Source organism: Vibrio sp. RM-41-2B, from assembly GCF_024744415.1.
In the GTDB taxonomy this organism is placed as follows: Bacteria; Pseudomonadota; Gammaproteobacteria; order Enterobacterales; family Vibrionaceae; genus Vibrio; species Vibrio diabolicus.
Map to the genome: position 1 here is coordinate 115,387 of NZ_JAMQWD010000015.1, position 23,418 is coordinate 138,804.

The 23,418-nt window shown below is 45.4% G+C and carries 22 protein-coding genes and 1 pseudogene; 6 read left to right on the forward strand and 17 right to left on the reverse strand.

Annotation, left to right across the window (positions count from 1 at the left end; translation table 11 throughout):
• Positions 1 to 3: 3 nt before the first annotated feature.
• The 5 genes and pseudogenes from NB463_RS10790 to NB463_RS10810 form a co-directional block, all read right to left on the reverse strand.
• Entirely contained in the window at positions 4 to 333 is a 330-nt protein-coding gene (locus tag NB463_RS10790; RefSeq protein WP_080253353.1) for a YceK/YidQ family lipoprotein, read from the reverse strand.
• Between the two features lie 314 nt (positions 334 to 647).
• On the reverse strand, positions 648 to 899 hold the full coding sequence (locus NB463_RS10795) for a DUF2999 family protein (RefSeq protein ID WP_005395194.1): 252 nt from the start codon (positions 897 to 899) through the stop codon (positions 648 to 650).
• 100 nt (positions 900 to 999) lie between these two features.
• Positions 1,000 to 2,445: pseudogene (locus tag NB463_RS10800) on the reverse strand (N-acylglucosamine 2-epimerase).
• Between the two features lie 113 nt (positions 2,446 to 2,558).
• The gene (locus NB463_RS10805) at positions 2,559 to 3,095 is read right to left on the reverse strand and encodes an AAA family ATPase (RefSeq protein ID WP_053808470.1); all 537 of its coding nucleotides are present in this window, start codon (positions 3,093 to 3,095) and stop codon (positions 2,559 to 2,561) included.
• Between the two features lie 293 nt (positions 3,096 to 3,388).
• Positions 3,389 to 4,735 (reverse strand): magnesium transporter, encoded by a 1,347-nt coding sequence (locus NB463_RS10810; protein ID WP_053808471.1) that lies wholly within the window; start codon positions 4,733 to 4,735, stop codon positions 3,389 to 3,391.
• A 212-nt stretch (positions 4,736 to 4,947) separates the two neighbouring features.
• Between NB463_RS10810 and NB463_RS10815 the strand changes: the two genes are divergently transcribed.
• Positions 4,948 to 5,823: a universal stress protein gene (locus NB463_RS10815; RefSeq protein WP_053808472.1), complete on the forward strand. Its 876-nt coding sequence runs from the start codon at positions 4,948 to 4,950 to the stop codon at positions 5,821 to 5,823.
• A gap of 45 nt (positions 5,824 to 5,868) precedes the next feature.
• Here NB463_RS10815 and NB463_RS10820 read toward each other — a convergent pair whose 3' ends face one another.
• Together NB463_RS10820 and NB463_RS10825 are read right to left on the reverse strand one after the other, a co-directional pair.
• Entirely contained in the window at positions 5,869 to 6,258 is a 390-nt protein-coding gene (locus NB463_RS10820) for a MazG nucleotide pyrophosphohydrolase domain-containing protein (RefSeq protein WP_005395204.1), read from the reverse strand.
• A 26-nt stretch (positions 6,259 to 6,284) separates the two neighbouring features.
• Positions 6,285 to 6,713: a PaaI family thioesterase gene (locus NB463_RS10825; RefSeq protein WP_045627353.1), complete on the reverse strand. Its 429-nt coding sequence runs from the start codon at positions 6,711 to 6,713 to the stop codon at positions 6,285 to 6,287.
• Positions 6,714 to 6,923: 210 nt separating this feature from the next.
• Here NB463_RS10825 and gloA point away from each other — a divergent pair, with 210 nt between their 5' ends.
• Together gloA and NB463_RS10835 are read left to right on the forward strand one after the other, a co-directional pair.
• Complete coding sequence (gene gloA, locus NB463_RS10830; RefSeq protein WP_053808473.1) at positions 6,924 to 7,310, forward strand: lactoylglutathione lyase; 387 nt, start codon at positions 6,924 to 6,926, stop codon at positions 7,308 to 7,310.
• An 11-nt stretch (positions 7,311 to 7,321) separates the two neighbouring features.
• Positions 7,322 to 8,422 carry an alkene reductase gene (locus NB463_RS10835; RefSeq protein WP_045545997.1) on the forward strand — a complete coding sequence of 367 codons (1,101 nt, stop codon included), beginning with the start codon at positions 7,322 to 7,324 and terminating at the stop codon, positions 8,420 to 8,422.
• Positions 8,423 to 8,541: 119 nt separating this feature from the next.
• Here the strand turns inward: NB463_RS10835 and NB463_RS10840 are convergent, their stop codons facing one another.
• Complete coding sequence (locus tag NB463_RS10840; RefSeq protein ID WP_053808474.1) at positions 8,542 to 8,817, reverse strand: nitrogenase-stabilizing/protective protein NifW; 276 nt, start codon at positions 8,815 to 8,817, stop codon at positions 8,542 to 8,544.
• Between the two features lie 240 nt (positions 8,818 to 9,057).
• Between NB463_RS10840 and NB463_RS10845 the strand changes: the two genes are divergently transcribed.
• The gene (locus NB463_RS10845; protein ID WP_258431183.1) at positions 9,058 to 10,908 is read left to right on the forward strand and encodes an acyltransferase family protein; all 1,851 of its coding nucleotides are present in this window, start codon (positions 9,058 to 9,060) and stop codon (positions 10,906 to 10,908) included.
• 80 nt (positions 10,909 to 10,988) lie between these two features.
• Here NB463_RS10845 and NB463_RS10850 read toward each other — a convergent pair whose 3' ends face one another.
• The 4 genes from NB463_RS10850 to NB463_RS10865 form a co-directional block, all read right to left on the reverse strand.
• Positions 10,989 to 11,459, reverse strand: coding sequence for an RES family NAD+ phosphorylase (locus tag NB463_RS10850; RefSeq protein WP_258431184.1), 471 nt, complete (start codon positions 11,457 to 11,459; stop codon positions 10,989 to 10,991).
• Position 11,460: 1 nt separating this feature from the next.
• A complete protein-coding gene (gene parS / locus NB463_RS10855) occupies positions 11,461 to 11,913 on the reverse strand; it encodes a type II RES/Xre toxin-antitoxin system antitoxin (protein ID WP_006742299.1) in 453 nt (150 codons plus the stop codon).
• 177 nt (positions 11,914 to 12,090) lie between these two features.
• The gene (gene katG, locus NB463_RS10860; RefSeq protein WP_258431185.1) at positions 12,091 to 14,262 is read right to left on the reverse strand and encodes a catalase/peroxidase HPI; all 2,172 of its coding nucleotides are present in this window, start codon (positions 14,260 to 14,262) and stop codon (positions 12,091 to 12,093) included.
• 185 nt (positions 14,263 to 14,447) lie between these two features.
• A complete protein-coding gene (locus tag NB463_RS10865; protein ID WP_258431186.1) occupies positions 14,448 to 15,989 on the reverse strand; it encodes a glutamate synthase-related protein in 1,542 nt (513 codons plus the stop codon).
• A 157-nt stretch (positions 15,990 to 16,146) separates the two neighbouring features.
• Between NB463_RS10865 and NB463_RS10870 the strand changes: the two genes are divergently transcribed.
• Positions 16,147 to 16,626 (forward strand): aminoacyl-tRNA deacylase, encoded by a 480-nt coding sequence (locus NB463_RS10870; RefSeq protein WP_006742302.1) that lies wholly within the window; start codon positions 16,147 to 16,149, stop codon positions 16,624 to 16,626.
• A 168-nt stretch (positions 16,627 to 16,794) separates the two neighbouring features.
• Here NB463_RS10870 and NB463_RS10875 read toward each other — a convergent pair whose 3' ends face one another.
• The 3 genes from NB463_RS10875 to NB463_RS10885 form a co-directional block, all read right to left on the reverse strand.
• Positions 16,795 to 18,207, reverse strand: coding sequence for a coniferyl aldehyde dehydrogenase (locus tag NB463_RS10875; RefSeq protein WP_258431187.1), 1,413 nt, complete (start codon positions 18,205 to 18,207; stop codon positions 16,795 to 16,797).
• Between the two features lie 125 nt (positions 18,208 to 18,332).
• Positions 18,333 to 18,905 carry a GNAT family N-acetyltransferase gene (locus NB463_RS10880; RefSeq protein WP_258431188.1) on the reverse strand — a complete coding sequence of 191 codons (573 nt, stop codon included), beginning with the start codon at positions 18,903 to 18,905 and terminating at the stop codon, positions 18,333 to 18,335.
• Positions 18,906 to 19,019: 114 nt separating this feature from the next.
• Positions 19,020 to 19,478, reverse strand: coding sequence for an NUDIX hydrolase (locus NB463_RS10885; protein ID WP_258431189.1), 459 nt, complete (start codon positions 19,476 to 19,478; stop codon positions 19,020 to 19,022).
• A gap of 184 nt (positions 19,479 to 19,662) precedes the next feature.
• Here NB463_RS10885 and NB463_RS10890 point away from each other — a divergent pair, with 184 nt between their 5' ends.
• Complete coding sequence (locus tag NB463_RS10890) at positions 19,663 to 20,568, forward strand: DMT family transporter (protein WP_005395238.1); 906 nt, start codon at positions 19,663 to 19,665, stop codon at positions 20,566 to 20,568.
• Between the two features lie 82 nt (positions 20,569 to 20,650).
• Here NB463_RS10890 and NB463_RS10895 read toward each other — a convergent pair whose 3' ends face one another.
• Both NB463_RS10895 and NB463_RS10900 read right to left on the reverse strand, forming a co-directional pair.
• A complete protein-coding gene (locus NB463_RS10895; protein ID WP_005395239.1) occupies positions 20,651 to 20,965 on the reverse strand; it encodes a DMT family transporter in 315 nt (104 codons plus the stop codon).
• Between the two features lie 150 nt (positions 20,966 to 21,115).
• Entirely contained in the window at positions 21,116 to 23,221 is a 2,106-nt protein-coding gene (locus NB463_RS10900) for a M4 family metallopeptidase (protein ID WP_258431190.1), read from the reverse strand.
• Between the last annotated feature and the right edge of the window lie 197 nt (positions 23,222 to 23,418).

Consider the following 23,418-nt stretch of genomic DNA (forward strand, 5'->3'; position numbering starts at 1 on the left):
ACTTTAGATCATGCTGCCGCTTGGACAACCTAGAGAAACAACGCCGCCATAACTCGTTGTGGGTGTAGCTACCATGACTAAATCAACAGGAAGAAACACAACGTCCGTTGCTAACGACAAAGGAATGTCAATCAATGAAAGTGGATATAACGCGATGGAAGTAATATCAGATCTTAAATAGCAAGGTTGTCGTGCGACTGATAACGCTGTGCCTGAAAACGGCTTTCCGTATCCGCCACCAGCATGCGCATCTATAGACGAACACCCCACCATTAAAGATGCTGACACCACAAGAAATACAACTTGTAGCTTTTTAAATATATTTATTTTCATTTAACCTAGATTCCAACTAACTATTATTTTTTAAAACTAAACCCTCTCTCAAATTGTATATTCAATGAATTTACTCATATGGGCCTAGTGCAACCATGTTAATACGTTCTATGTATTAGAAACAATTCATTTATTTCCAATAGCACCCGTGAGTTCATGCGACGTGACTAGAATCGCACTTAATTTTTTATGCAAGCACCAAGTTAAGCTCAACCTATTCGTTTTCCCGTTGGAGTCGCGTACCTTTCATCTGATGTAAAAAAGCCGCCAGAACCATTTGGCTCTGGCGGCTTTTGTTTTTATCGAAAACTCGATTACTGCTGTAGCTTAGCTTTGGCTTCTACTACTTTGGAGAAGTCTAGGCCCAGCTCTTCCACTGCTTCTTTAATCAGTACAGGATTTTGCATTACCTGCGCCATTAACGCTTGAAGCTGATCTTGTGGCAGACCTAGTTGGCTGATAGTTGCCATTGCAGCCAGAGGGTTTTGAGTTAACGCCTGAAATAGCTCGTTGATTTGCTCGTCGCTAATATTGTTTTCTTTCAACATCGCAAGAATCGGGTTCATCAAATTACCTTTAAATACTATGTAAAACAGACCCGCAGTTTACCACTGGGGTTTGTTAGTTTGCACGCAGACTTTAACCACCACACTACCATCGACCAAGTTATGGTCGAATATTGGTGAACGTTGCGGTAGTGACTCCATCACTTTGCGATGAAAGCGCTTTTATATCCGCGTTAAAGTAATATGGATTAAGTGACATTTTACTCTCGGCTGGTCGCGCGTAGTAAAGCTTGGCAGGCTGTTTTGCCATTTGTTGCACGTACAAATACCCGACCAACGCATGTTCAAACTGGTGGTAACCATTTCCCCAATGGAACGCTTTGGTTGATTTAGGATTCAGACCAACACCTCCGTATTGATGATCCACCCACACGTCCATAAAGGTGGGTAACGTGTATTGAAGCGTTTCTTTCATCGAACCATCGACAAGAGAAACCGTCATCGCCGCTTGATCGAGTTCAGCCCACTCCCAAGACGAGCTGTAATGCTTGTGCGGTCTTGATTGCCAAGCAGGAATGCTCTCTTGCGTCCATTTACTCTACCATTCTGGCGAGAAGAACGCTTTGACTTGCTCAAAGTTTTGCTGGTATTGCGCTTGTTTAAGCGTATGTTTCATTCCTTTGAAACCAAACTCTGTCCAATTGGAATTCTCCAACAACTGACCAGTGAGATACGTCATCCAATACGCTTTGATGGTGTGTCCAAAATCATTGTGCTTCGCATCTGGCATCATTACCGCTTTGTGGTGTATCGCGCCATAAAAGCGCTGCTCTTTGTCAGAGTGATAGTTATCTAGCATCACTTGCGTCAGCCATTGCAGATCTTGCTTCCACTTGGCTTGCGCTGGTTCTGGTAAAAGTGGCGCCGTTAACAACAGGTAGCCATTGATTTGGTCAAGTTGAGCGACTAACTCTTGCTGCTTCTCACTTTCTCCATCACCATCTTTCAAAACCCACGCCAGACCGCGATCATCGCTTCGTCGGTATTGTTTAAATATAAACGCTTGCTGGTCGATAAGTGCTTGTTCAACCTTTGGATCTTGCGTCAAGTAGTAGTAAATCGCCAAGCCCACCAAGGCGTAAGCTTGGTCTTGAGAAGTTCGCTGTTGCCACTCCATCCCCGGTTTTCCACTACGCGTAAAGCTCACAAAGCCGCCGTTTTTCTCATCTTGTAGATGATCAATCAGGTAATAAGTCCCTTTCTTTGCCAGCTCTAATGCTTGTTTGTCACCCGTAAGATGAAAAAGCACGCCATAAGCGTAAGTTTGGCGCGATTTCATGCGTGTGTATTCGCGATCGAAGTGCGGGCTAATCCACCCTTTGTTTAATTCTTCACACGGCTTTTGTGGGTCGAGAATGACACCGTTATCACAACGAAATGTCGGAAAATTCCCCGCAGGTTGCCCATGCGCGCTTTCCATCACCCAATATGGGGCTAGGCCATTCGTCACATGGTTTAACCAATCATCCCCCGAAGGCAGGTCCACATCAGCAAAGCTGTTCATGCTCGTCGTTGCGAGCAATAAGGTAAGATATTTGAAAGACATAATACTCAATTAAGTTATTGAATTTTATCCAGTATAAATAACTCCCTTTACGCATATTGTCGTCGTGGTCACAATCGCCTTACGCATTTATTTGCATTATTCGTCTGTCTGCCTTATTCGATGACTGAGTCGAGAATAAACGCCACTCTGTCTTCGACTGAAATTTTGGGCACTTCGATCAATTGATAACCAAACTTGCGGTATGCATCGACCATGTGTTGATACGTGGCGACCGCTTCAGAAAAATCTTGCTTTCGCTCTTCATCGTTGCTGAATATCGACGACCACGGTGAAAAAATGAACACTTGAGAATAATAACGAAGCGTGTGGCAATGCGTGATGAGCTCATGCGAGATTGGCAATTGTTCCAACTTGCTGTAGCCATATACGTCCACAATACTGCGATCAAAAAACACGTCCCCCTGGCGGACATTGAAAGCTCGGTAATTGCTCACTTCTGCCTTCATCATTTCGTCTCTAAAGGCTTGTTTGTCATTCCAAGGTAATGCTGAACCGTGATTCGCAACCTGCATTTGTATCACGTGACGACCTGTTTCTGGCGCGCAGATAAAGCCTTGTGTTTTTAGTTGTTCGATAACCGAGGTTTTTCCTGCACCGGGACCACCAGTGAATACGATGAGTTTGTTCAAAATCTTTTCCTTATTTTTTGTTTGAGTGAAGTAATGCGTGTACAGCCAAGAAAATTGGCATTATCTGGCGTTTGAAATTGGCATGGCATTTGGCACGCCAGCGTTAAGCGAGATCGGCAGTGGAAAGTTTTGGGATAGAAATGAGCAGTGAAAAATATTGATGAAATGAAAGCTTAAACGGCGTGTTCAGCGTTTATGAAAAACGGAGGAATTTTGAGCGAACCAAGCTTGCCCAAAAATTGGGTTGGAAAATGGAGAGATTGGATCAGCGGGTTAGCGCGTCAATTGGCTTTCTATATCAAGAAGATGGCACCTAAGCCTAAGAACGCAAAGAAACCGACGACATCGGTAACGGTTGTCAATACTACCGAGCCAGCTACGGCAGGGTCAATGTTAAACTTCTTCAACGTGAATGGTATCAGCGTACCCGATGCCGCAGCCGCCAGACTATTGAGAAAAATTGCGCAGCAGATAATAAGCGCCAATGGCCAAGAGTCAAACACCATGTAGACGACACCCGCGATGACTAATCCCATGATCAAGCCATTAATGGTGGCGATTTTTAATTCCTTATTCACCAATAGCTTCAAGTTACTTTGGTGCAAGTGGTTCAATGCGATACCCCGAATGGCCACCGCTAAGGTTTGGCTACCTGCGATGCCGCCCATACTCGCCACGACGGGCATTAAGATCGCAAGCGCAACGACTTGCTCGACCACATTATCAAAAATACCAATGATTGCAGAGGCAACAAAAGCGGTCAGCAAGTTAATCACCAACCAAAGTGTTCTTAGCCTTGTCGCCACAGTTAATGGTGTGAACAAATCCTCTTCGCTTCGTACGTTTTCTGCCACTACAGCTTGTAAGCTGAGTTCACGCAAAGTAATCGCGATGGTCGCCATCGACAAAACACCCATAATTTTGCCACCAGCCATGATAGGAAACCAATGCGCGCCACCATCAATCGAGACCTGTTTACTGACGCTTTGAATCGTTTGGATATCTTCCAGAATTGGCGTGACCACGGTCAAGTCTGTGAGTTTGGTATGGTTCTCATGCAGCAACAGGGTTTGAGGTTCTATCGTCCCAATAACGCCTCCGACATCGCGCACAATGATCAATCGCACCGGGCTTTGTCCACGTTTTAACAACTCGGTTTTGATGCCTCCTACGCTGTTTTTAGGATTTGCGACCAAAAAATTCGGCTCGGCATATCTCCCCACTTTGTTATCTTCATACGACAGCGCTTGTTGAATGTGCGCGACCGACTCTTCACTTTGGTCGATAAGGTACTCATCCACAAACTCGGTCGGCAGAAAGTCTGCAAAGATGATCAGTTCCGAATCCGTGATGTACGCTAAGCGTTCATGTTGCAGCTCTTTGTTGAGTGATTGATGAATGTGCTTGGCGGTGTCGTATCGCAGCAAATTTAATACCGTCCAGTACTTCTCTGGCGGCACCGCTTCTATCACGCGTTTACGATAAGCAATGTTGACCGACTCCAAAATGTTCGCGATTTGCGCTTCCTGATAGTCTTTCAAAAAACTGAGGTCTTCGGTCGACTCTATCGCTTTAATGATCTCGGCAAGCAAGTGAGGCACTTTGCGATTAATTTGTAATTGGCTGGAATCTATCATCATTGTCACCGATTTCCTTGGGCATCACGTTAGTATCAACACGATGTCTATTACCTAAAGGCATGAGATCCTGATGTTAAAATTCTAGGCAATGGCGCGCACAATTGCGGAATTTATATTTTGCTCGCAGAAACAGAACGTCTTTGCATTAGGGGATGGTATAAACTTTTAGTGTGCATTAGGCGCATTTGCCTCGTTTGATAATGGAGTAATCAATGGCACCAGTATTTTTTCTGACTCAGCAAGCCGCCTTACCAAGTCGTAAGGTGCTTCGTAAAGTGATTCAGTTTGCGACAGCACTGGCTCAACCCATCGTGGTATTGGTGGAAGATCACCGCCGGAGTGAAGATCACGCGTTCGCGCATTTCCTTAGTTTCAACTCTGACCATATAGAAAAGAGACAAGCTGAGTTTGAAGCTTGGACATCAAAATTTAAAGACTTCGTTATCGAACTTTGTGAAGAAGAGGAAGTTGAAACGCCAACACTCTCTTACGAGCATTTCAAAGGGAGTCATTGGATTGTTCAAGTCGCGAAACGGCTTGTCGACGACACAGATTTACTGCTCGTGGGGCATTTTAACAAGCACGACATTCAAACCTTACTCACCGAGCTAGCAAAAAACGATTGTGATTTATTGCTATTAAGTGAGCGTTCATGGCCTTCTCACGCCAACATGCTTTGCGCGATAGATCCGCTTCATCGAGGAGATGCAAAGTCGGTCGTAGATAAAGCCATCGTATCGCGAGGCTCAAAGCTAGAAAAAACCTTGGGCGGAAAAATGACGTTAGTTTACTGCCGCTACGTTGCGCCTTATCTATCTCGCTATCGTGCAGAGATTTTGAGCAACCAAAAAGCAGGCATTACGGACTTTATTACTGCGCAAAAGTTAACACGAGTACCACTACTGCTGCCAGAAGGAAACCCTGAAACGGCGTTACCAAAAGCAGTTAAGCAATCACAAGCGGCAATTCTGATTATGGGCGCGTGTAAACGAAGCATGTCATCCCAATTTTGGTCTGGCAGCACTGTAGACACGTTACTTGATCAACCGCCTTGTGACCTGCTGCTCGTCAATAGCACGAAGGATTGATCAGGCTTCCTCATTCCGCCGCATCTTAAATAATATCACGCGCAGTTATTGGCTCTTCATTGTCTCTAGTTGCGCGGCTTCATGTTCCGCGTTCAAGGCTTGTTTCTGCTGCTGTTTAACCTCATCCCAACTGCGTCCCGATTCAATCGCAGATACACGCTGCTCGTATTTAGTGCAGGCTCTTTCGAGTACTTTCTCAGGATCTATGCCCTTTTCTCTTTCCAACGCTTTTAATACGTTAAGATAGTTCCACAACACATCGCCTAACTCGTCTTCCAAATGACAAAGGCGATCCTCACGAATCTCTTCACGGACTTCATCGACTTCTTTGCCAATGGCCTCCAGATAAGTCTCTACGCCTTTAAACCAAGTGTTGGTTTGGTCATATTGAGATTTTCTCGTCGCAATTGCGTACAACTCATCAAATTTCTTCATTATCTCTCCGTAGAACGAGTTTTTATTTACGCCTCTTTAGGGCGAATAAACTTCCCTTTTGCCGTCACTCTAACTTCATTATTGACCAGTAATTGAGCCACCAGTTGATATATACCGCGGCGTTCACCTTCACAGTGTGCAGTAATCGTGACGTGCTCATCTAACTCAATAGGTGCATGGTAGCGCACATCCAACTGCGCGGTAAGGGCTTGAATGTCTTTAAATAACAAACAGTGCGTCATTGCACCATCGAGCAGCGAACTCGCAATGCCACCATGCAACAGGTCGGTGTAACCTTGATGACGCGGTAAAACGTGAAACTCTCCGACAACAGAACCATCGGCTAGGCACTGGTAGTTCACCGCCAAAGAGTTCGGATTCGCATCGATTGAAGAACAAACCGCACATTGATAATGAGATTCGTGAGTGGAATGAAAGTGGCTGTTTGCGGACATGTTAAGTACTCAGCTTGTAAAAAGAGTAATTAGCATATGCCAATTATTAAAAAGAAACGGCGAGTAATCTTTGTTTGCACGTTGTAGGGCCAACAACCTCATTATCCATAAAGTTAAATAATCATTTTCATAATTAACGATAATTTCCAGTTTATTTAGAGTGGCGATAAGGTTTGCATCGTGATTACGCAACGTTATGAAAGGCGACTTATGAAGTTTCTCCACACGATGATCCGTGTTGTTGACCTAGACAAATCTATCGAATTTTATACAAACGTTCTGGGAATGAGCGTTTTGGATCGTTTTGAAAACCAAGAATACCGTTACTCACTGGTGTTTGTTGGTAACCCTGAACAACCAGATGGCGCGACCATCGAGCTAACTTATAACTGGGATACCGGCAGTTACGACTTAGGTAACGCATTCGGACACATGGCGCTTGGGTGTGAAGACATTTACGCAGCTTGCGAAAAAATCAAAGCGCTTGGTGGCAACGTCACTCGCGAACCCAGTCCAATGAAAGGTGGAGAAACGCACATCGCATTCATCAAAGATCCCGACGGCTACCCAATCGAACTGATTCAAACTGAACAATAACGAGGTTTCCTATGACAGATGCATTATTTCAACCGATTCAACTTGGCTCTCTCTCATTAAAAAACCGCATCGTTATGCCTCCGATGACGCGCTCTCGAGCCTCTCAACCGGGTAATGTTGCCAACGACATGATGGCCACCTACTACGCTCAACGCGCCGAAGCGGGATTAATCGTTGCTGAAGGCACGCAAATTTCACCAATGGGTCAAGGCTACGCGTGGACACCGGGTATTTATAGCCCAGAGCAAATTGCTGGCTGGAAAAAAGTAACTGATGCAGTGCACGAGAAAGGCGGCGTTATCTTCGCGCAATTATGGCACGTTGGTCGTGTGACTCATCCTGACAACATCGGCGGCGAGCAACCTATTTCTTCTTCTGCGCTTAAAGCGGAAAACGTGAAAGTATTTATCGACAATGGCACTGACGAACCTGGCTTTGTCGACGTGGTTGAGCCGCGTGAAATGACCAAACAAGACATCAAGAATGTTATTGAAGAATACCGCCAAGCCGCATTAAACGCGATAAAAGCTGGGTTTGATGGTGTCGAACTTCACGCAGCAAATGGCTACTTGGTTAACCAGTTTATCGATTCTGAAGCGAACAACCGCACCGATGAATACGGCGGCTCAATTGAAAACCGTCTGCGTTTTCTTGGTGAAGTGGTCGAAGCAATGACGCAAGCCATTGGCGCAGAGCGTGTTGGTGTTCGCCTTGCACCATTCACTTCGTTAAACGGCACCGTTGATAGCACACCTGTCAACACCTACACCGCTGCTGCTGCGCTGCTTGATAAACTCAATGTGGTTTACATTCACATTGCAGAAGTGGATTGGGACGACGCACCAGACACTCCGCACGACTTTAAAACCGCAGTTCGTGAGGCGTATAAAGGCAAACTGATCTATGCCGGTCGTTACAACGCAGAAAAGGCGCAACACGCGATTGAAAGTGGTTTAGCCGACATGATCGGTTTTGGTCGTCCGTTTGTTGCAAACCCAGACTTACCAAGCCGCATCAAGCATGGCTATCCGCTGGCAGAACATGACCCTACGACATTGTTCGGCGGCAATGAAAAAGGCTTAGTGGACTACCCTGCGTATCACGCGGGTTAATTCATCTGCGTAAAGCTGATTCGCAACTCGCGACAAACCAACAGCTAACCCAAAAGAACCTTGCTCTTCCCCCTGTGACGCCAAGATGCAGGGTTCTTTTTTAGGCAAGCCACCAAGAATTAACGTCTTTGACAAGATGTACAACCTCGACACGCAGAGCGTGTCGTTTTACTTAGTAAACTGCGTTGTACTTTACAGTAGGCGTTTTTGAGTGCGCGGCGGCCTGAAAACCAATCATCCGGTTTAGTGAGGATTAAGTAGCCATTAAATCTCTTAACCAACTCGGTTCGGTTGTTTTCGATAAATCGGCTATCAAACTCGATTTCGAAGTAATCCAACGCTTGTTCGATACAAGTAAAGCTGGCAATTTTTTCCTGAATCGTATTCTCTGTCATCGTTTCTTTAGCGTTATCGTTTTCAATGAAGTTTATGTGTCTCGCGCTTTACGTTCTTTGATTTAGCGCTTCTAACATCACTCTTTCTGGAATTTCCATATTGAAATTCAATTTGGGAATTCGTTATTTCCCCCTGCCTTTTCATTTTGATAATCACTTTAAGGCTCTGATTTAAAGTAATATTATTTCTGGTTCATATTTTGCTCTACTTCGTTAAACGGAATGTTGGAGGGACACGATATGACTTACAGAGCGGAAGTAGACGGATTAAGGGCGATTGCTGTCACGTTGGTGATTTTATTTCATGCAGGAGTTGAGCAGTTCGCTGGTGGCTTTATTGGCGTCGACGTATTTTTTGTTATCAGCGGCTATTTGATCACCACCATCGTGATTAACGATTTGGAAAACCAGAAGTTCAGCCTCGGTGATTTTTATGAGCGACGCATTCGCCGCATACTTCCCCTGCTACTGGTGGTGATTGCCGTAAGCTATTTGATGTCTTGGTGGTTATTTTTGCCACAAGCGCACAAAGACGTTGGTCAGTTCGCAGTCTCTTCTATTCTTTCTTCATCCAACATTCTTCTGTATTTAAAAGGCCACAATTACTTCGGTTTAGAAGATCAAGCCAATCCGCTGTTTCACACTTGGAGCTTGGGCGTTGAAGAACAATACTACATTGTCATTCCTTTGCTACTCATGCTTCTCGCTCGTGGCAAAAACGCGTTTTTCCTGACTTTTTTTGTCGCGGTATTTGCGCTGAGTTTGATGACTATTGTCTATGCGAGCAACGATCCTGATTTCGCCTTCTACATGATCTTCTCTCGTGCTTGGGAACTGGCAACCGGTTCATTACTCGCATTAGTAATGAGAAAAGCTCAAGTTCGTTCCAACGATACGCTGGCAACCATTGGCATCGTTTTGATATTAGCCTCTGCACTTTTGTTTGAAAAATCGCAAGATGGCGCGGGTATCACTTTGCTGGTGCCGGTCATCGGTAGCGCGTTAGTGATTTTGTTTGCCTCTAAAGACAATGTCTGCGGTAAATTGCTGAGCCTCAAATGGGTCGTGTTCGTCGGCTTAATCAGCTACAGCTTGTACTTGTGGCATATTCCGCTATTTGTGTTTTACCGCTACATGCTGGACGCAACTCAAGACGTCAATATCCCGATTTACATTGCCGCTCTTTTTGTACTGTCTTACTTCACTTGGCGCTTTGTGGAAAAGCCGTTCCGCAGCCGAAAAGCCATGAGCATGCGCACTGTGTCTGCGGTTATTGCGGTTTTGACGTTACCCTTGCTGACGTTCGGCGTTATTGGTCATCAAAACGGTGGTTTTCCAGAAAGAAGTGCATTTTTCGAGGCCATGCGCGTGAACAACGGTTACGGTTTAGATTGCAACGGCAACACCGACGTTAACGATGTGTGCTCGTCTGCGCCGCAGCCCACCATCGCTGTGTTAGGCAATAGTCACAGCATGGTTTACGTGAAGCGTCTGTCCGAAGTAACACCAACTGGCGTGGTGCAACTTACTCAAGATTCCTGTGCGGTCGGTTATATCGACATCATCAAAGAGGCTGGCTCAGTTTCTTGCCGACAGTTCTTCAAACAGGCAGTCGATACCATTTTGCGTACCCCTTCTATTCGTCGCGTCGTTATCTCTTCCAACTTCAATAAAGAGCTTTCACAAGCCGATTATGAGGCATCATTAACTGGATTGCTGAATGAACTGGAAGGGAAAGAAGTGGTCGTTTTCGGCCCAACGCCTTCTGCACCTTTTGCGGTAGGAGAATGCCTTTGGAAAGCGCGTTTGTTTGGCGAGACGGAAGAGTCTGCCTGCGACTTTTCTCCTAAACAACATCACCCTCAAAACGTGGCGAAGTTAGTGAACTACTTTGAGCAATTTGAGCACGTTGAGTTTGTCGACTTGACCGAGGCCATTTGCAGAAATGGCGCATGTCGAATGAAAGTTGGGGCGAACAATGCGATGTATACGGATGACAGCCATTTATCTTACAAAGGTGCTGAGTTGGTGCTTCGGCATTACCACAGCAGTACGAATGGAGCGCAACAGTTCACTTACGACCGACAATAACCAAGGGAATAAACTTTTATGCTTCAGCGCTTATCTCAGGTAAGCGCTGAATATTTTAAAGCAAGACAAAGCCAGCGCGTCTATTTGAAAATGCGTGGGTCAAACGCAAAATCGAGCTTTTCGGCTTTCTTGATGATCTCTTTCATTTTGGGATGATTTGGGTTCACCACGTAGTTTTTATCACGAGGTGAAATCGTTGAAGGCACTTGCAGTGCGGCAAACTCGGGATGAGGGTCATTGAGAAACTGGTCACCAATGTACTGTGTAGACTCGCTCGCCGGTATTGCTCGCCACGTCACAGGGAGATCTTCTTCATCTAAGGTGGCGATGAGGTATTCTGGCATTTCAATACGATATAAATCGTACAGTTTGGTGATAGCTGGAGCGTTATTTACGTGAACGAACACTTCCAACGAGCAAAGGGATTCCGATTCAGAGAAGTAGAGGGCTTCGGTTCCTTTTGAGTTCCATCGCCCTCCAAATAACTTTGCGCCAACGGGGCTAAATGGCGTGTCAGCGAATTTCTTTTGTGTGAGACGATAGAGCTTCATATTATGAGAACACCCCGTGCTCTAAACGGCCGATCAAATCTTTTACGATTTCAAAATCAACCGTAGTCGACACCATATCAAGTGGACGTTTTCCACCTAAGCCGTACACATTTTCTCTCATCCATTTTAACGCGCGCTCTTCATCGTCAAACAGTTCTGTCGCGAGTTTCAATAACATCGCTAATCGATAGATTGCATCACTCTCTTGAGTATTAAAACGCTCATCATTTTTAAGACGACGCTTAATTGTACTAACAGGAATCAGTGTCACATGTTGGAATTCACTTTGAGAAAGCTTTACTCGATCAACAATGTTCCGGTATACCTTGGGCTCAAAGCCTTTGTGAACCGCATCAATACGACCCGTTTCAGCGTCTTCAATACCTAACATAAGCCAGAAATTGGCTTTATGCGATTGTTTCGGCTTAAAGCTTTTTAATGCAGCAGTTGCCATATCAAGCTCCTCTGGTTCATATGGTCCAGTCATTATGGCTCAAATGAGCTTAATTTTCAATCAAAGTAACAATCAAAGTAAAAAGACAGGTAAAGAAAAAGGCGAGCTTTGCGCCCGCCTCTCTTACTTATTCATCAACTTTATTTACGCATCTACCGATTTGCATCGTTTCACTTATTACAAGTCAAAACGGTCGGCGTTCATGACTTTCGTCCATGCAGCGATGAAGTCGTGGATGAATTTTTCCTGATTATCATCTTGCGCATACACTTCCGCGTACGAACGTAGAATCGAGTTTGAGCCAAAGACAAGATCCACACGGGTTGCCGTCCACTTCACAGCGTCGGTTTTACGATCACGGATTTCATATTGATTAGCACTCACTGGTTTCCACGTATATGCCATGTCAGTAAGGTTCACGAAGAAATCATTCGACAAAGTGCCTACTCGGTCAGTAAATACGCCCTCTTTTCCACCGCCGTAGTTACTGCCTAAAACGCGCATACCACCGATGAGTACCGTCATTTCTGGTGCTGTCAAACCCATAAGCTGCGCTCGGTCGAGCAACAACTCTTCCGGCTTAACCGCGTAGTCTTTCTTCAACCAATTTCGGAAACCGTCAGCAACAGGCTCAAGAACTTCGAATGATTCAACATCCGTCATCTCTTGGGTGGCATCACCTCGGCCTGGCGCGAATGGTACGGAAACATCATGACCTGCGGCACGCGCAGCCAGTTCAATACCTACGTTACCAGCAAGCACGATAGCGTCAGCAACACTACAGCCCTCTTCTGCTGCTATTTTTTCTAGCACAGCAAGAACACGACTTAGACGCTCTGGCTCGTTTCCTTGCCAATCTTTTTGCGGAGCCAAACGAATTCTCGCACCATTTGCGCCGCCTCGGCGATCAGAGCCACGGTATGTACGCGCACTATCCCACGCCGTACTTACTAGCTCACTAATGGATAGGCCATTTGCTTCGATTTTTGTTTTCACTAAATCGACATCGTAGTCTGTCTTACCTGCAGGCGTTGGATCTTGCCAAATAAGATCTTCGCTTGGCACATCAGGTCCGAAATAACATGATTTTGGTCCTAGATCGCGGTGTGTCAACTTAAACCAGGCACGAGCAAAAACGTCATCAAAGTACGCTGGTTCATTTTGGAACTTTTCTGCAATCTTGCGATATTCAGGGTCCATTTTGAGCGCCATATCGGCGTCAGTCATGATTGGATTGTAGCGCTTAGAGCCGTCTTCAACATCGACAGGCTTGTCTTCTTCTTCAATGTCGATTGGCTCCCACTGCCATGCACCTGCTGGGCTCTTCTTCAGTTCCCAATCGTACTTAAATAGTAGGTGGAAGTATCCGTAGTCCCATTGTGTAGGGTGTGTCGTCCAAGCACCTTCAATGCCGCTCGTTACCGTGTCACGGCCAATGCCACGTGTTTTGTGGTTAATCCAGCCAAGACCTTGTTCATGAACGTCTGCGGCTTCGGGCTCTGGACCAAGGTTTGCGGCATCACCATTACCATGACACTTACCGACCGTGTGACCACCCGCTGTGAGCGCGACAGTTTCTTCATCGTTCATTGCCATTCGCGCAAAGGTCACACGCATGTCATGTGCTGTTTTGAGGGGATCTGGGTTACCGTCCACCCCCTCAGGGTTCACATAGATAAGACCCATCATTACCGCAGCAAGCGGGTTTTCTAAATCTCGCTCACCAGAGTAGCGGCTGTTATCAGCATCACTTGTGGCTAACCATTCTTGCTCGGAACCCCAGTAAGTGTCTTTTTCGGGATGCCAAATGTCTTCTCGCCCAAAGCCAAAACCAAAGGTCTTAAAGCCCATGGATTCATACGCCATGTTACCGGCAAGGACAATCAGATCGGCCCAACTTAATTTGTTGCCATATTTTTTCTTAATTGGCCATAAAAGGCGACGAGCCTTATCGAGGTTTGCGTTATCTGGCCAAGAGTTGAGAGGAGCAAAACGCTGGTTGCCTGTCGCAGCGCCGCCACGTCCATCCGCGATACGATAACTACCCGCTGCGTGCCATGCCATTCGGATCATTAAACCGCCGTAATGTCCCCAGTCGGCAGGCCACCAGTCTTGGCTATCAGTCATTAACTCTTTTAAGTCTTTTTTAAGTGCTTCGACATCTAGCTTTTTCAGTTCTTCTCTGTAATTAAAGTCCTGGCCAAATGGGTTGGTTTTGGAGTCGTGTTGATGCAGGATGTCTAAGTTTAAGGCATTCGGCCACCAATCCATCACCGACTTATCTGTAGATGTTTGCCCACCATGCATAACTGGACATTTACCTACCGAACCGCCGTTTGTGTTGCTCATATAATGCTCCTTCGTATCGTGGTTGTGGTAACCACTCTTTGTTATTCAATAAATCGAATATCCACCTCAAACAGCGTAGTTCATACACTGAATTTTTAGTTAACGCCAAGTCAAAATTTCCATATCTCGGCTAATAAATAATTGTTATCAAACATGTACCTATATGCAGAAAATATGGATAGAGATCAGTTTAAGTCCATACCTGAATACTTGATCCCAGACAGTCTCGCCATGTTGTGATCCCAAGTCGCTAAATCATGGCGACTAAATTCATTCAGAGCGTGGTGACCACATGCCCTTGCCATAACTTGCATGAGCTCGACCGAGGATTCGAAGAAATTTTTCAGTTGCTGAGATGATTTTTCGATATCGAGACGCTGCCTCAAATCGGCATTTTGCGTTGCGATCCCCGCAGGGCAATTATTGGTGTTACAAATCCGGGCCGCGACGCAACCGATCGATTGCATCGCACTGTTTGCTATCGCCACTCCGTCTGCCCCAAGTGCCAACGCTTTGACAAAATCCATAGGAACTCGCAACCCACCAGTGATGATTAATGTGACACGGTCACTTGCGCCTTTTTCATCTAAGTACTTACGCGCACGAGCTAACGCAGGAATAGTTGGCACGCTAATATGATCACGGAACATAGTTGGCGCCGCGCCCGTGCCACCACCGCGACCATCTAAGATGATGTAATCGGCACCCGCATCGAGCGCAAATTGTATGTCTTGCTCAATATGGTTTGCACTGAGTTTAAAGCCAATTGGAATGCCGCCAGTGATGCCACGGACTCTGTCAGCAAACTTTCTGAAATCGTGAGTAGTATGAAGATCTTTAAATGTTGGCGGTGAGATCGCTGGTTGTCCTTCGGGGAGACCTCTCACCTGAGAGATCTTACCTACATTTTTATTTGCAGGCAGATGACCACCCGTGCCTGTTTTGGCGCCCTGCCCACCTTTAAAATGAAAAGCCTGAACATTAAGAAGCTTAGATTCATCGTAGCCAAACTGAGCACTGGCAAGCTCATAGAAATACCGCGAATTTGCAGCTTGTTCTTCAGGTAACATCCCCCCTTCACCGGAGCAAATCCCAGTCCCTGCCAACTCAGCACCTTTTGCTAGCGCAATTTTCGCCTCTTCCGAAAGTGCGCCAAAACTCATGTCCGATACCAATAAAGGGATAGCAAGTTTGAGCGGCTTACGCGCGTTTGGCCCCACAATCAACTCAGTTGATACGGGAACGTCTTCCAACAACGGTTGTGTCGCCATTTGCGCCACCATGATTTGTATAGCATCCCAATGTGGTAGCAAATGCCTAGGAACCCCCATTGCAGCCATCGGACCATGATGACCGAGTTTAGAGAGCCCTTCTCTCGCTAACTGGTGGATAAACTCTAGGGTTGGTTCTTCTTGAGTAGCGGACGCAGTCGGTTTGTCACTTTTCTCTCGTTTTTTCTCATGGCCTTCTTTGCCGACTTGCTCAGAAGAAAAACGCTTATGTGTTCCATCACAAAATGGGGCATTAGAGGTATGCTTGCACTGGCAGAGATACGCCTCTTCATCTTTTTCCGCAGTAAAGCTCATTGGCTTTAAGCCTGTTCCCGAATGCGACCCATCGCAATAAGGTTGATTTTTAGAACGTCCACATCGGCAAAAGTAATATTCTTGCCCTTCGGTTAGATTCACTTTAATCGGCTTATTATCGGCGATGATTGGCTTGCTCATGTTGCCCCCTGTTTATTATTGTTAACCATGCTTTCTCGCTGGCTTGCAATAAGCGTAGAACAGGAGCGGAAAGAGCGTCAGCGAAACCAGAGTAAAATACGCGATTGTCGCTTGCCTCACCTATACTCTTTATGGGTCTCATACACGTGGAGGCTATATGACGATTGCAACCCGATTAGATGAATATTTGACTGAGCATAACATTCACTTTCAAACCGTGAATCACAGCCATAGTCATAGCTCGCTACAAAGTGGTGTTGCTGCAGGTGTGCCTTTAATGAATATCGCAAAAGGCGTCATTCTTGAGGATCATGAAGGGCATCATATGATGGCGGTCTTACCTGCCAACAACAAAATCAGTTTGTCGAGATTAAACGATGAATTTAACGCTACTTTCCACTTGGTGAAAGAGCGTATGGTTTACCGACTCTTCACTGATTGTGAGCACGGCGCGATTCCACCGATTGGTAGTCCTTACCACATGTCGACCGTTTGTGATGAAAGATTAGCAAACTTGGAACATGTCTATCTTGAAGCCGGCGATCATGAAACTCTGATTAAGCTAGATAGAAAGGCATTTAAAGAGCTAATGAACGACTGCAAATACTTAAGATTCAGCAGTGAAGTTCTGCATTAAACTTCCAAAAATCTGTCGACATTTCGTGAAAAAGGCTCTTTCAAAAAGAGCCTTTCTTTTTCTATTGGCGGTGCATGTCGGAAGCTTCTCGGCTTTTAGTAATCCGCAATTTAGAACGCATAGAAACCAGAAAATCCGCCCGTTTGGGCGTTTTTTTCAATCCAACCACTATCGAACAAAAATCTTTTGAATCGCTTTTATCGCCATAGCTCTGCGACGCATTAATGCCCCCGTCCTTGGCAGCCATTTCGGCGTGTGGAGTACGGTTTTCGCGTGGCTAAAGGTTCTGAATCCTTCCACTCCGTGATAATGACCAATGCCTGATTGACCAACGCCACCGAAAGGCGCATCTTCAGCGCCAACGTGTAATACCGTGTCGTTAATGCCGACGCCGCCACTGTGTGTGTTGCGTACAATATGTCTGATGGTCGATTTGTTGTCCGACATAACATACAGCGCAAGTGGTCTTTGGTGTTGATTAATGTAGTCAATCGCTTCGTCTATCGCTTTGTAAGGCTTGATGGGTAGAAATGGCCCAAATATTTCCTCTTGCATGATGCGCATATCTGTCGACACGTCTGTGATCAAATGAGGATACAAAAGCCTTTCCTGTTGAGGTGACGCTTCAACAGTATGGATGCTTGCGCCCTGAGCTTTGGCATCCTCAAGTAGCGCAGTCAAACGATCATACTGTCGTTGATTGATAATATGGGTCAGCTTTTGATTCTTGTTGGATTTCAAATAGAGTTTTTCAAAACGTTTTAAGAACAGCGTGATGAACTCTTCGACGCGTTCTTGTGGTACAAACGCGTAATCAGGCGCGACACAAATCTGACCGGCATTGATGCATTTACCAAACAAAATCGCATCAACGGTTTTCTTCATGTCTGCATCTTCCGCAATGATCACCGGGGATTTCCCGCCCAGCTCTAGCGTCACTGGAGTCAGGTTTTCAGCCGCTGCTTTTGCCACAGCGCGACCAACATTTGTCGAGCCAGTAAACAAAAGATGATCGAATGGCAGTTGGCTGAATGATCGTGCAACGTCCGCTTCACCTTCAAATACTTCGACATATTCAGACAACTCGCGACAAATATTGACGATGACTTTATTGGTTTTGGGCGTAAATTCGCTGAGCTTCATCATCACACGGTTGCCTGCGGCCAGTGCAGTGACTAAAGGCGCAAGGCTCAAAATGACAGGAAAATTCCACGGCGAAATGATCCCGACCACGCCGAGTGGCTGATACTGAACAGTCACTTTCGACGGAGCAAGCAACAGACCGGATTCACGCTTACTTGGTTTGCACCACTTTTTTAGCTGCTTGATGGTGTAATTGATGTGCGAGACCGTCGGCAAAACGTCGGTCATGGCGGTATCAAATTCGGAACGATAACCAAAATCGTCACTCAGCGCTTCCACCAATGCTTGTTTATTCGCAATCAGAGCTTGTTTTAGCAAGACAAGGCGCTGCTTACGCTCATCCAAACTAGGATAAGGTTCGGCGGCATACGCCGCTTTTAAGCGATCAAGGCTTTGTTGTAACAGGTTGTCCACTTCAACCTCTGCGATTGCGTTCATGATGCTTCTCCTAACCTAGTTTCAACCAATGACGCTCCAAATTAACACGAGCGCAACAATGTTACTATTGTAGCGCTCGCGAAATTAGGGTTCGAACTCTGATTAAAATATCAGTGGGTTTGGAGCTAAGTCAGACGCAACTCATAAATGCCGAGCCGTTGAGAGCGGTCAAGCGTCTCGAACTCGTGATCAATGTATTCTTTTAATGTAGCACCAGCACGCTCAGCAATATTGATACTGGCAATGTTGTCTTCCATACAGTGGAATTGGATGAATTGCGCGTGCCCTTTCTGCTTCAAAAAAGGAATCAACACCGCGAGTACTTGGTCGATCACTCGGTGTCCTCGCCCATTGTTGGCAAGCCAATAGCCAATCTCAGTGACGCGTGTGTGCGAATCCACACCTTTAATGCCAATAACACCCGAAAACTGCTCATCAAAATAAATCGCGCACCAGTGTGCATCTAACGCTTTGCTGTTCACGCGCTGAGAGATGTAGTTCACTGCTTCTCTGCGGTTGGTCACAAAGTCCGTCCAAGGCAAATAGCCAGAGAGGCTGTTTCGATACGTGTTCACCACTTCCAGTAAAACTTTCGCGTGTTTGGTGGTAAGAGGCTCAATTGAGACCCTGTCTGAAACAGAAAAACTGGCCTGCATGCTATTTCCTTGATACGCCTTTTGGCACATGACCTCATCCATCCACATTATCCCTTTTTCAGTAAACACTACTCACAAATCCTACCGCCTCATTGCGTTGAGAACAAACTTCCATATTCGTTATTTCAAACGTGCTTAAAAGGATGGTTATCTCGTCTAGTCTGTTTGTTCAATCAACGTAAATGGCGTCAACGACTCCACATCCACGTAATGCCTCCACACATGTTCGTAAAGGTGGTGCTGATTTGCAAACGGCGCTAGTCGCTTTGCTTCTTCAAGCGTACACCAACAATACTCAGTGTGTTCTTCGTTAAGTACAACCGATTGGTTAGGCGGACAAAATAATACGAAGCATGGAATAACCATGATGCGGTTATTTTTTGCTTCGTAGAACTGTTCTAGAAAGTCTGCAGTATGTAACTCAACATCGTCAATTTGCGTCTCTTCTTTCAGTTCTCTGAGAATAGTTTGCCATCCGGTTTCACCGGCCTCTACACCACCAGCAACATGGCACCAATAACCACCTTTAACACGTTTGAGCAACAGCACTTTATCGACGCCATCAATTTTAGAAATGACAACGCCAGAAGTATGCGTCGCTTGTACTGGGATCATGTATGCTCCTTAAATATCTAGATATTTCCTAGATGCGCTCCATGCGCGAATCAAAGATAGGGTTGCTTGAGACTCCATAGTCTACTGCTTATTCTCACTCTCGGCGGATGTGTTTGAATATCACGGATCATTTTGTGAGCTGAGTATGCTAAAGTGCGATCTGTCGCAACAAATGAGCAGTAAAATGTCTAATTCATTCAACACTCTGGTTCCCATTGGTGTGCGCTTTATGGTGCTCTCCGCATTCGGTTTCGCGCTAATGTCTGCCACAGTAAAGCATGTCAGTCTTCATGGTATCCCTGTATTTGAGATTGTTGCAGCGAGGGCACTCGTCTCACTTGTTATCAGCTATTTAGATGTTAAGCGAAAACGAATTTCTGTATGGGGCAATAATAAGCCATTACTGTTTGCGCGTGGCGCAGTGGGCACCATGGCATTGATGTGCGTATATTATTCGGTGACTACCTTACCTTTGGCAGAAGCGACCATCTTCCAATACATTCACCCAGTATTTACTGCGCTCCTAGCCGTCTTTTTCTTGAAGGAACGCATTCAACCATCGACGTTCCTTTGCATTGCCTTGTGCTTACTCGGCATCTATATAATGGTAAGTCCAGAAACAGGACAAGAAGCAGAGCGCACTTTACCTATGTTTAGCGTAATGATTGCAATCTTGGGCGCATTTGGTAGCTCAATTGCTTATGTCATTGTTAGAAAACTTAGCCAAACTGAAGATAGTTCAGTGATCATTTTCTATTTCCCTCTGGTTGCTCTACCCGCTTCACTCTTACTGATTGGCGATGATTTTGTTATGCCCGACCTGTATCTGACTTTCATGTTGGTTTTGGTTGGTGTATTCACCCAAGTTGGGCAATTGGGATTAACCAAAGCAATGCAAACTCAACAAGCGGGCAAAGCGTCTGCTTACTCGTATATTCAGATCGTATTTTCTGTGTTGTTAGGCATCATTTTCTTCGGCGAAATCCCGCTCATCTGGACGTACATCGGTGGTGCACTAATTGTAGCGGGCGCACTCATTAACGTATTTGGCCACCATTTGCGATTGCCATTCGTTAAGCGCAGCGCTTAACCCTTCAGCCCCAAAGCGAGATAACACTAAAACGTAAAAAGCCAGAGTCGACTCTGGCTTTCTTTTTATGTTTAACCTGACGTTAAGCGGATAATTTTAATCCGGCGATACCAGCTACAATAAGCAATAAACTCAGCAATTTTATCAGCGTCGCGGGCTCGTTAAATATGTAGATACTGACGATTGCTGTTCCAATCGCTCCTATACCTACCCAAACGCCGTAAGCGATACCGAGAGGTAGCGTCCTTAATGCAATTCCAAGTAACCAAAAGCTCAACACCATAAACGTAACGGTAAAGCCAGATGCCGCCAATTTGGTAAAACCTTGTGAGTATTTTAGTCCGACAGCCCATGCCACTTCGCATAAGCCAGCAATGAAGAGAATTCCCCAAGCCATGTCATATTTCCCAACGAGATGGGGTCGTCCCCGAGAAAAGATAGAGCGGTGAGGTCGTCCTCACTTCTTTGTGACTCGCTATTATATACAGAAAATTGAACGTAAAAAAATAAGGCCCTGATATTTCAGGGCCTCTTTACATAAAAATCGCTAGGGCTTAGCGATGATGAATACGGTACCATCCGTCAACGTAAAGCTAACCTCACTGGTTTTCTTTCCGATACCGGATAAACTGCACTCGTTATCGTTATCACACGGCGTATTTGAAATAACATTCCACACGCCATTCATCAAGCCAGAACCAGTAATAATCGCCGTCCATATTTTACCATTGTTGATTGATTGTGTAGTAACTTCATCAGATGGTGGTGGCGCTTCTTGTCCTACATAACTTGCTTCCACGTTCAAGTTACTGTAACTGCTGTAAGCGTACACGCCAATGTGCCACGTTCCTTCATTCGGAGAAGTAATACTACATGCTTCATTACTGTTGCTACTGTATGAGCGACAATCGTAGCTGGTTAAACTTGGTTCACTTCCCAGCTTAACGTAAAGATCCGCATCGCTGTTTGCTCCCGATGTGGTAACAGTAAAATCTGAACTGTTGGTAGGCACATCAATCGTAAAACAATGCCACTCACCAGTAGATGAAGAGTCTATGTTGCTGAAAACACCATTGTTTAGGGCGATAGCCTTACACGTGCTAGATGGTGGCTCGACGACTCCGCCATCAACTGAAACACCGACCTGAGCAAAAGCATCGGCTACATCATTCGCCGCCACGTTTAAGCTTTGGGCGGCCGCCAATACACCCAAAGCTGCAGAGTCAAACGTTTCGCTTGGCGTCCAGTAGTTCTGGTTAGCGTACGCAAAAACCTCGAATGCTTGTCGCGTTCCCCAATTGTACTCAACGGCCAATAGATAAAACGCTTTGTTAAACACACCACTTGAATAATGCACATCCATGCCACTCACATACTGAGACGCGTGATCAATTGAACGACCATCAAGGGGCGGATTATCCATATAGCGCAACGCCGCATTGGCAGCCTTTCTAATATCGTACCCAACTTTCCAATCGTTAGAACCACGTGAATAGAATTCAGCCGCCTCACCTGCCATATCTGAGAAAGCCTCATTGATTCCGCCAGATTGCTCTGAATAAATCAGATCAGAGTTTTGTTCTGTAAATCCATGGCTAACCTCGTGCGCTGAGACATCTAAACTCACTAAAGGATAGAAATAACTCGCACCGTCGCCAAAAGTCATACTCGAGCCATTCCAAAAGGCGTTTTCATAGCGTTTTCGGTAATGCACTCGCATTTGAAGCTGAAACGTTAAGGGAGCGGTATTTAGCCAATCTTTGTACATGTCGTATACCACTTTGCCAAAGTAATGCGCATCGTTTAACGGGCTGTACGCTCCATTAATTTCTTTAACACTATTGGTTGGACAAACGAACGTATGTGTATTGCCAGACGTCCTACCATTCAAGTTGATGGTTTTGACCACGCCAGGAATGTCCATCAAACACGTATCACCGGATTGCTGGACTAATAGAGACTCAAAGTCCACACCATAATGATAACGACCAATTTTTTGGTTTCCTCCTGGACCATTCGCTTCTACGTGCGCTAACCCCTCATATTGCAGCAAAATGTTTCCTGTTTTAGCATCAACAAGAAAGGTGGGACGCGTAGGCTTACCGCCATGCTCATTATCAGCAAAAAACTGGACAATATAAGCTAAGTGCGCCACGTCACTTTTATCGACATAAATACGCAAACCTTGGCGCTGATTCTCTATTTGGTATCCGTTTTCACGGTACGGCTTTTGCGTTGAAGACATTACTTGAGAAAGTGACAATTTAGGCACCATATCATTGATATCTCGGGCAATATCCTTTACGAGAGTGCCGTTGATATGCTTGATTTGGCCCTGTTCATCACGATGTACGACAATTTGCTTGCCCCAAATCGGGACGCCTTTAAACATCTGCTGATAACGACTATGCGTACCGCCGTTTTTACCTTTGTTGGTTTTCAGCTTTTGTACACGATTTCCATTTTGTAAACCTAACACACGATCTATATTTTGTGTGGCTGCAAGGTTGCGTTTTTCTAAAGCAACAACAAGACCATGGTTTTGCTCTAGCCGTTCGGACTGAGCGGCGGATAAAGATGTTGAAAAAAGAAGTGGTGAAGCAAGCATTGCCGTGACAAATAACCTGCTCTGATAGTTTGATACTGAACCCATCGGTTAGCCCCCTATTTTGCATCAATAGCAAAGCCAAACTGACCAGTTCTTATTTGTTTGTTTCTCACCCAAAAGTGAAGTCAAACTTATCGTAATCATCCCGCTAATTGATTTTAGCACACACAATCATACAGCTTATGTTTTAGTGCCATTTCATCTATTAAAAACGACACCGTTTTTTAACAATTTGCATATAA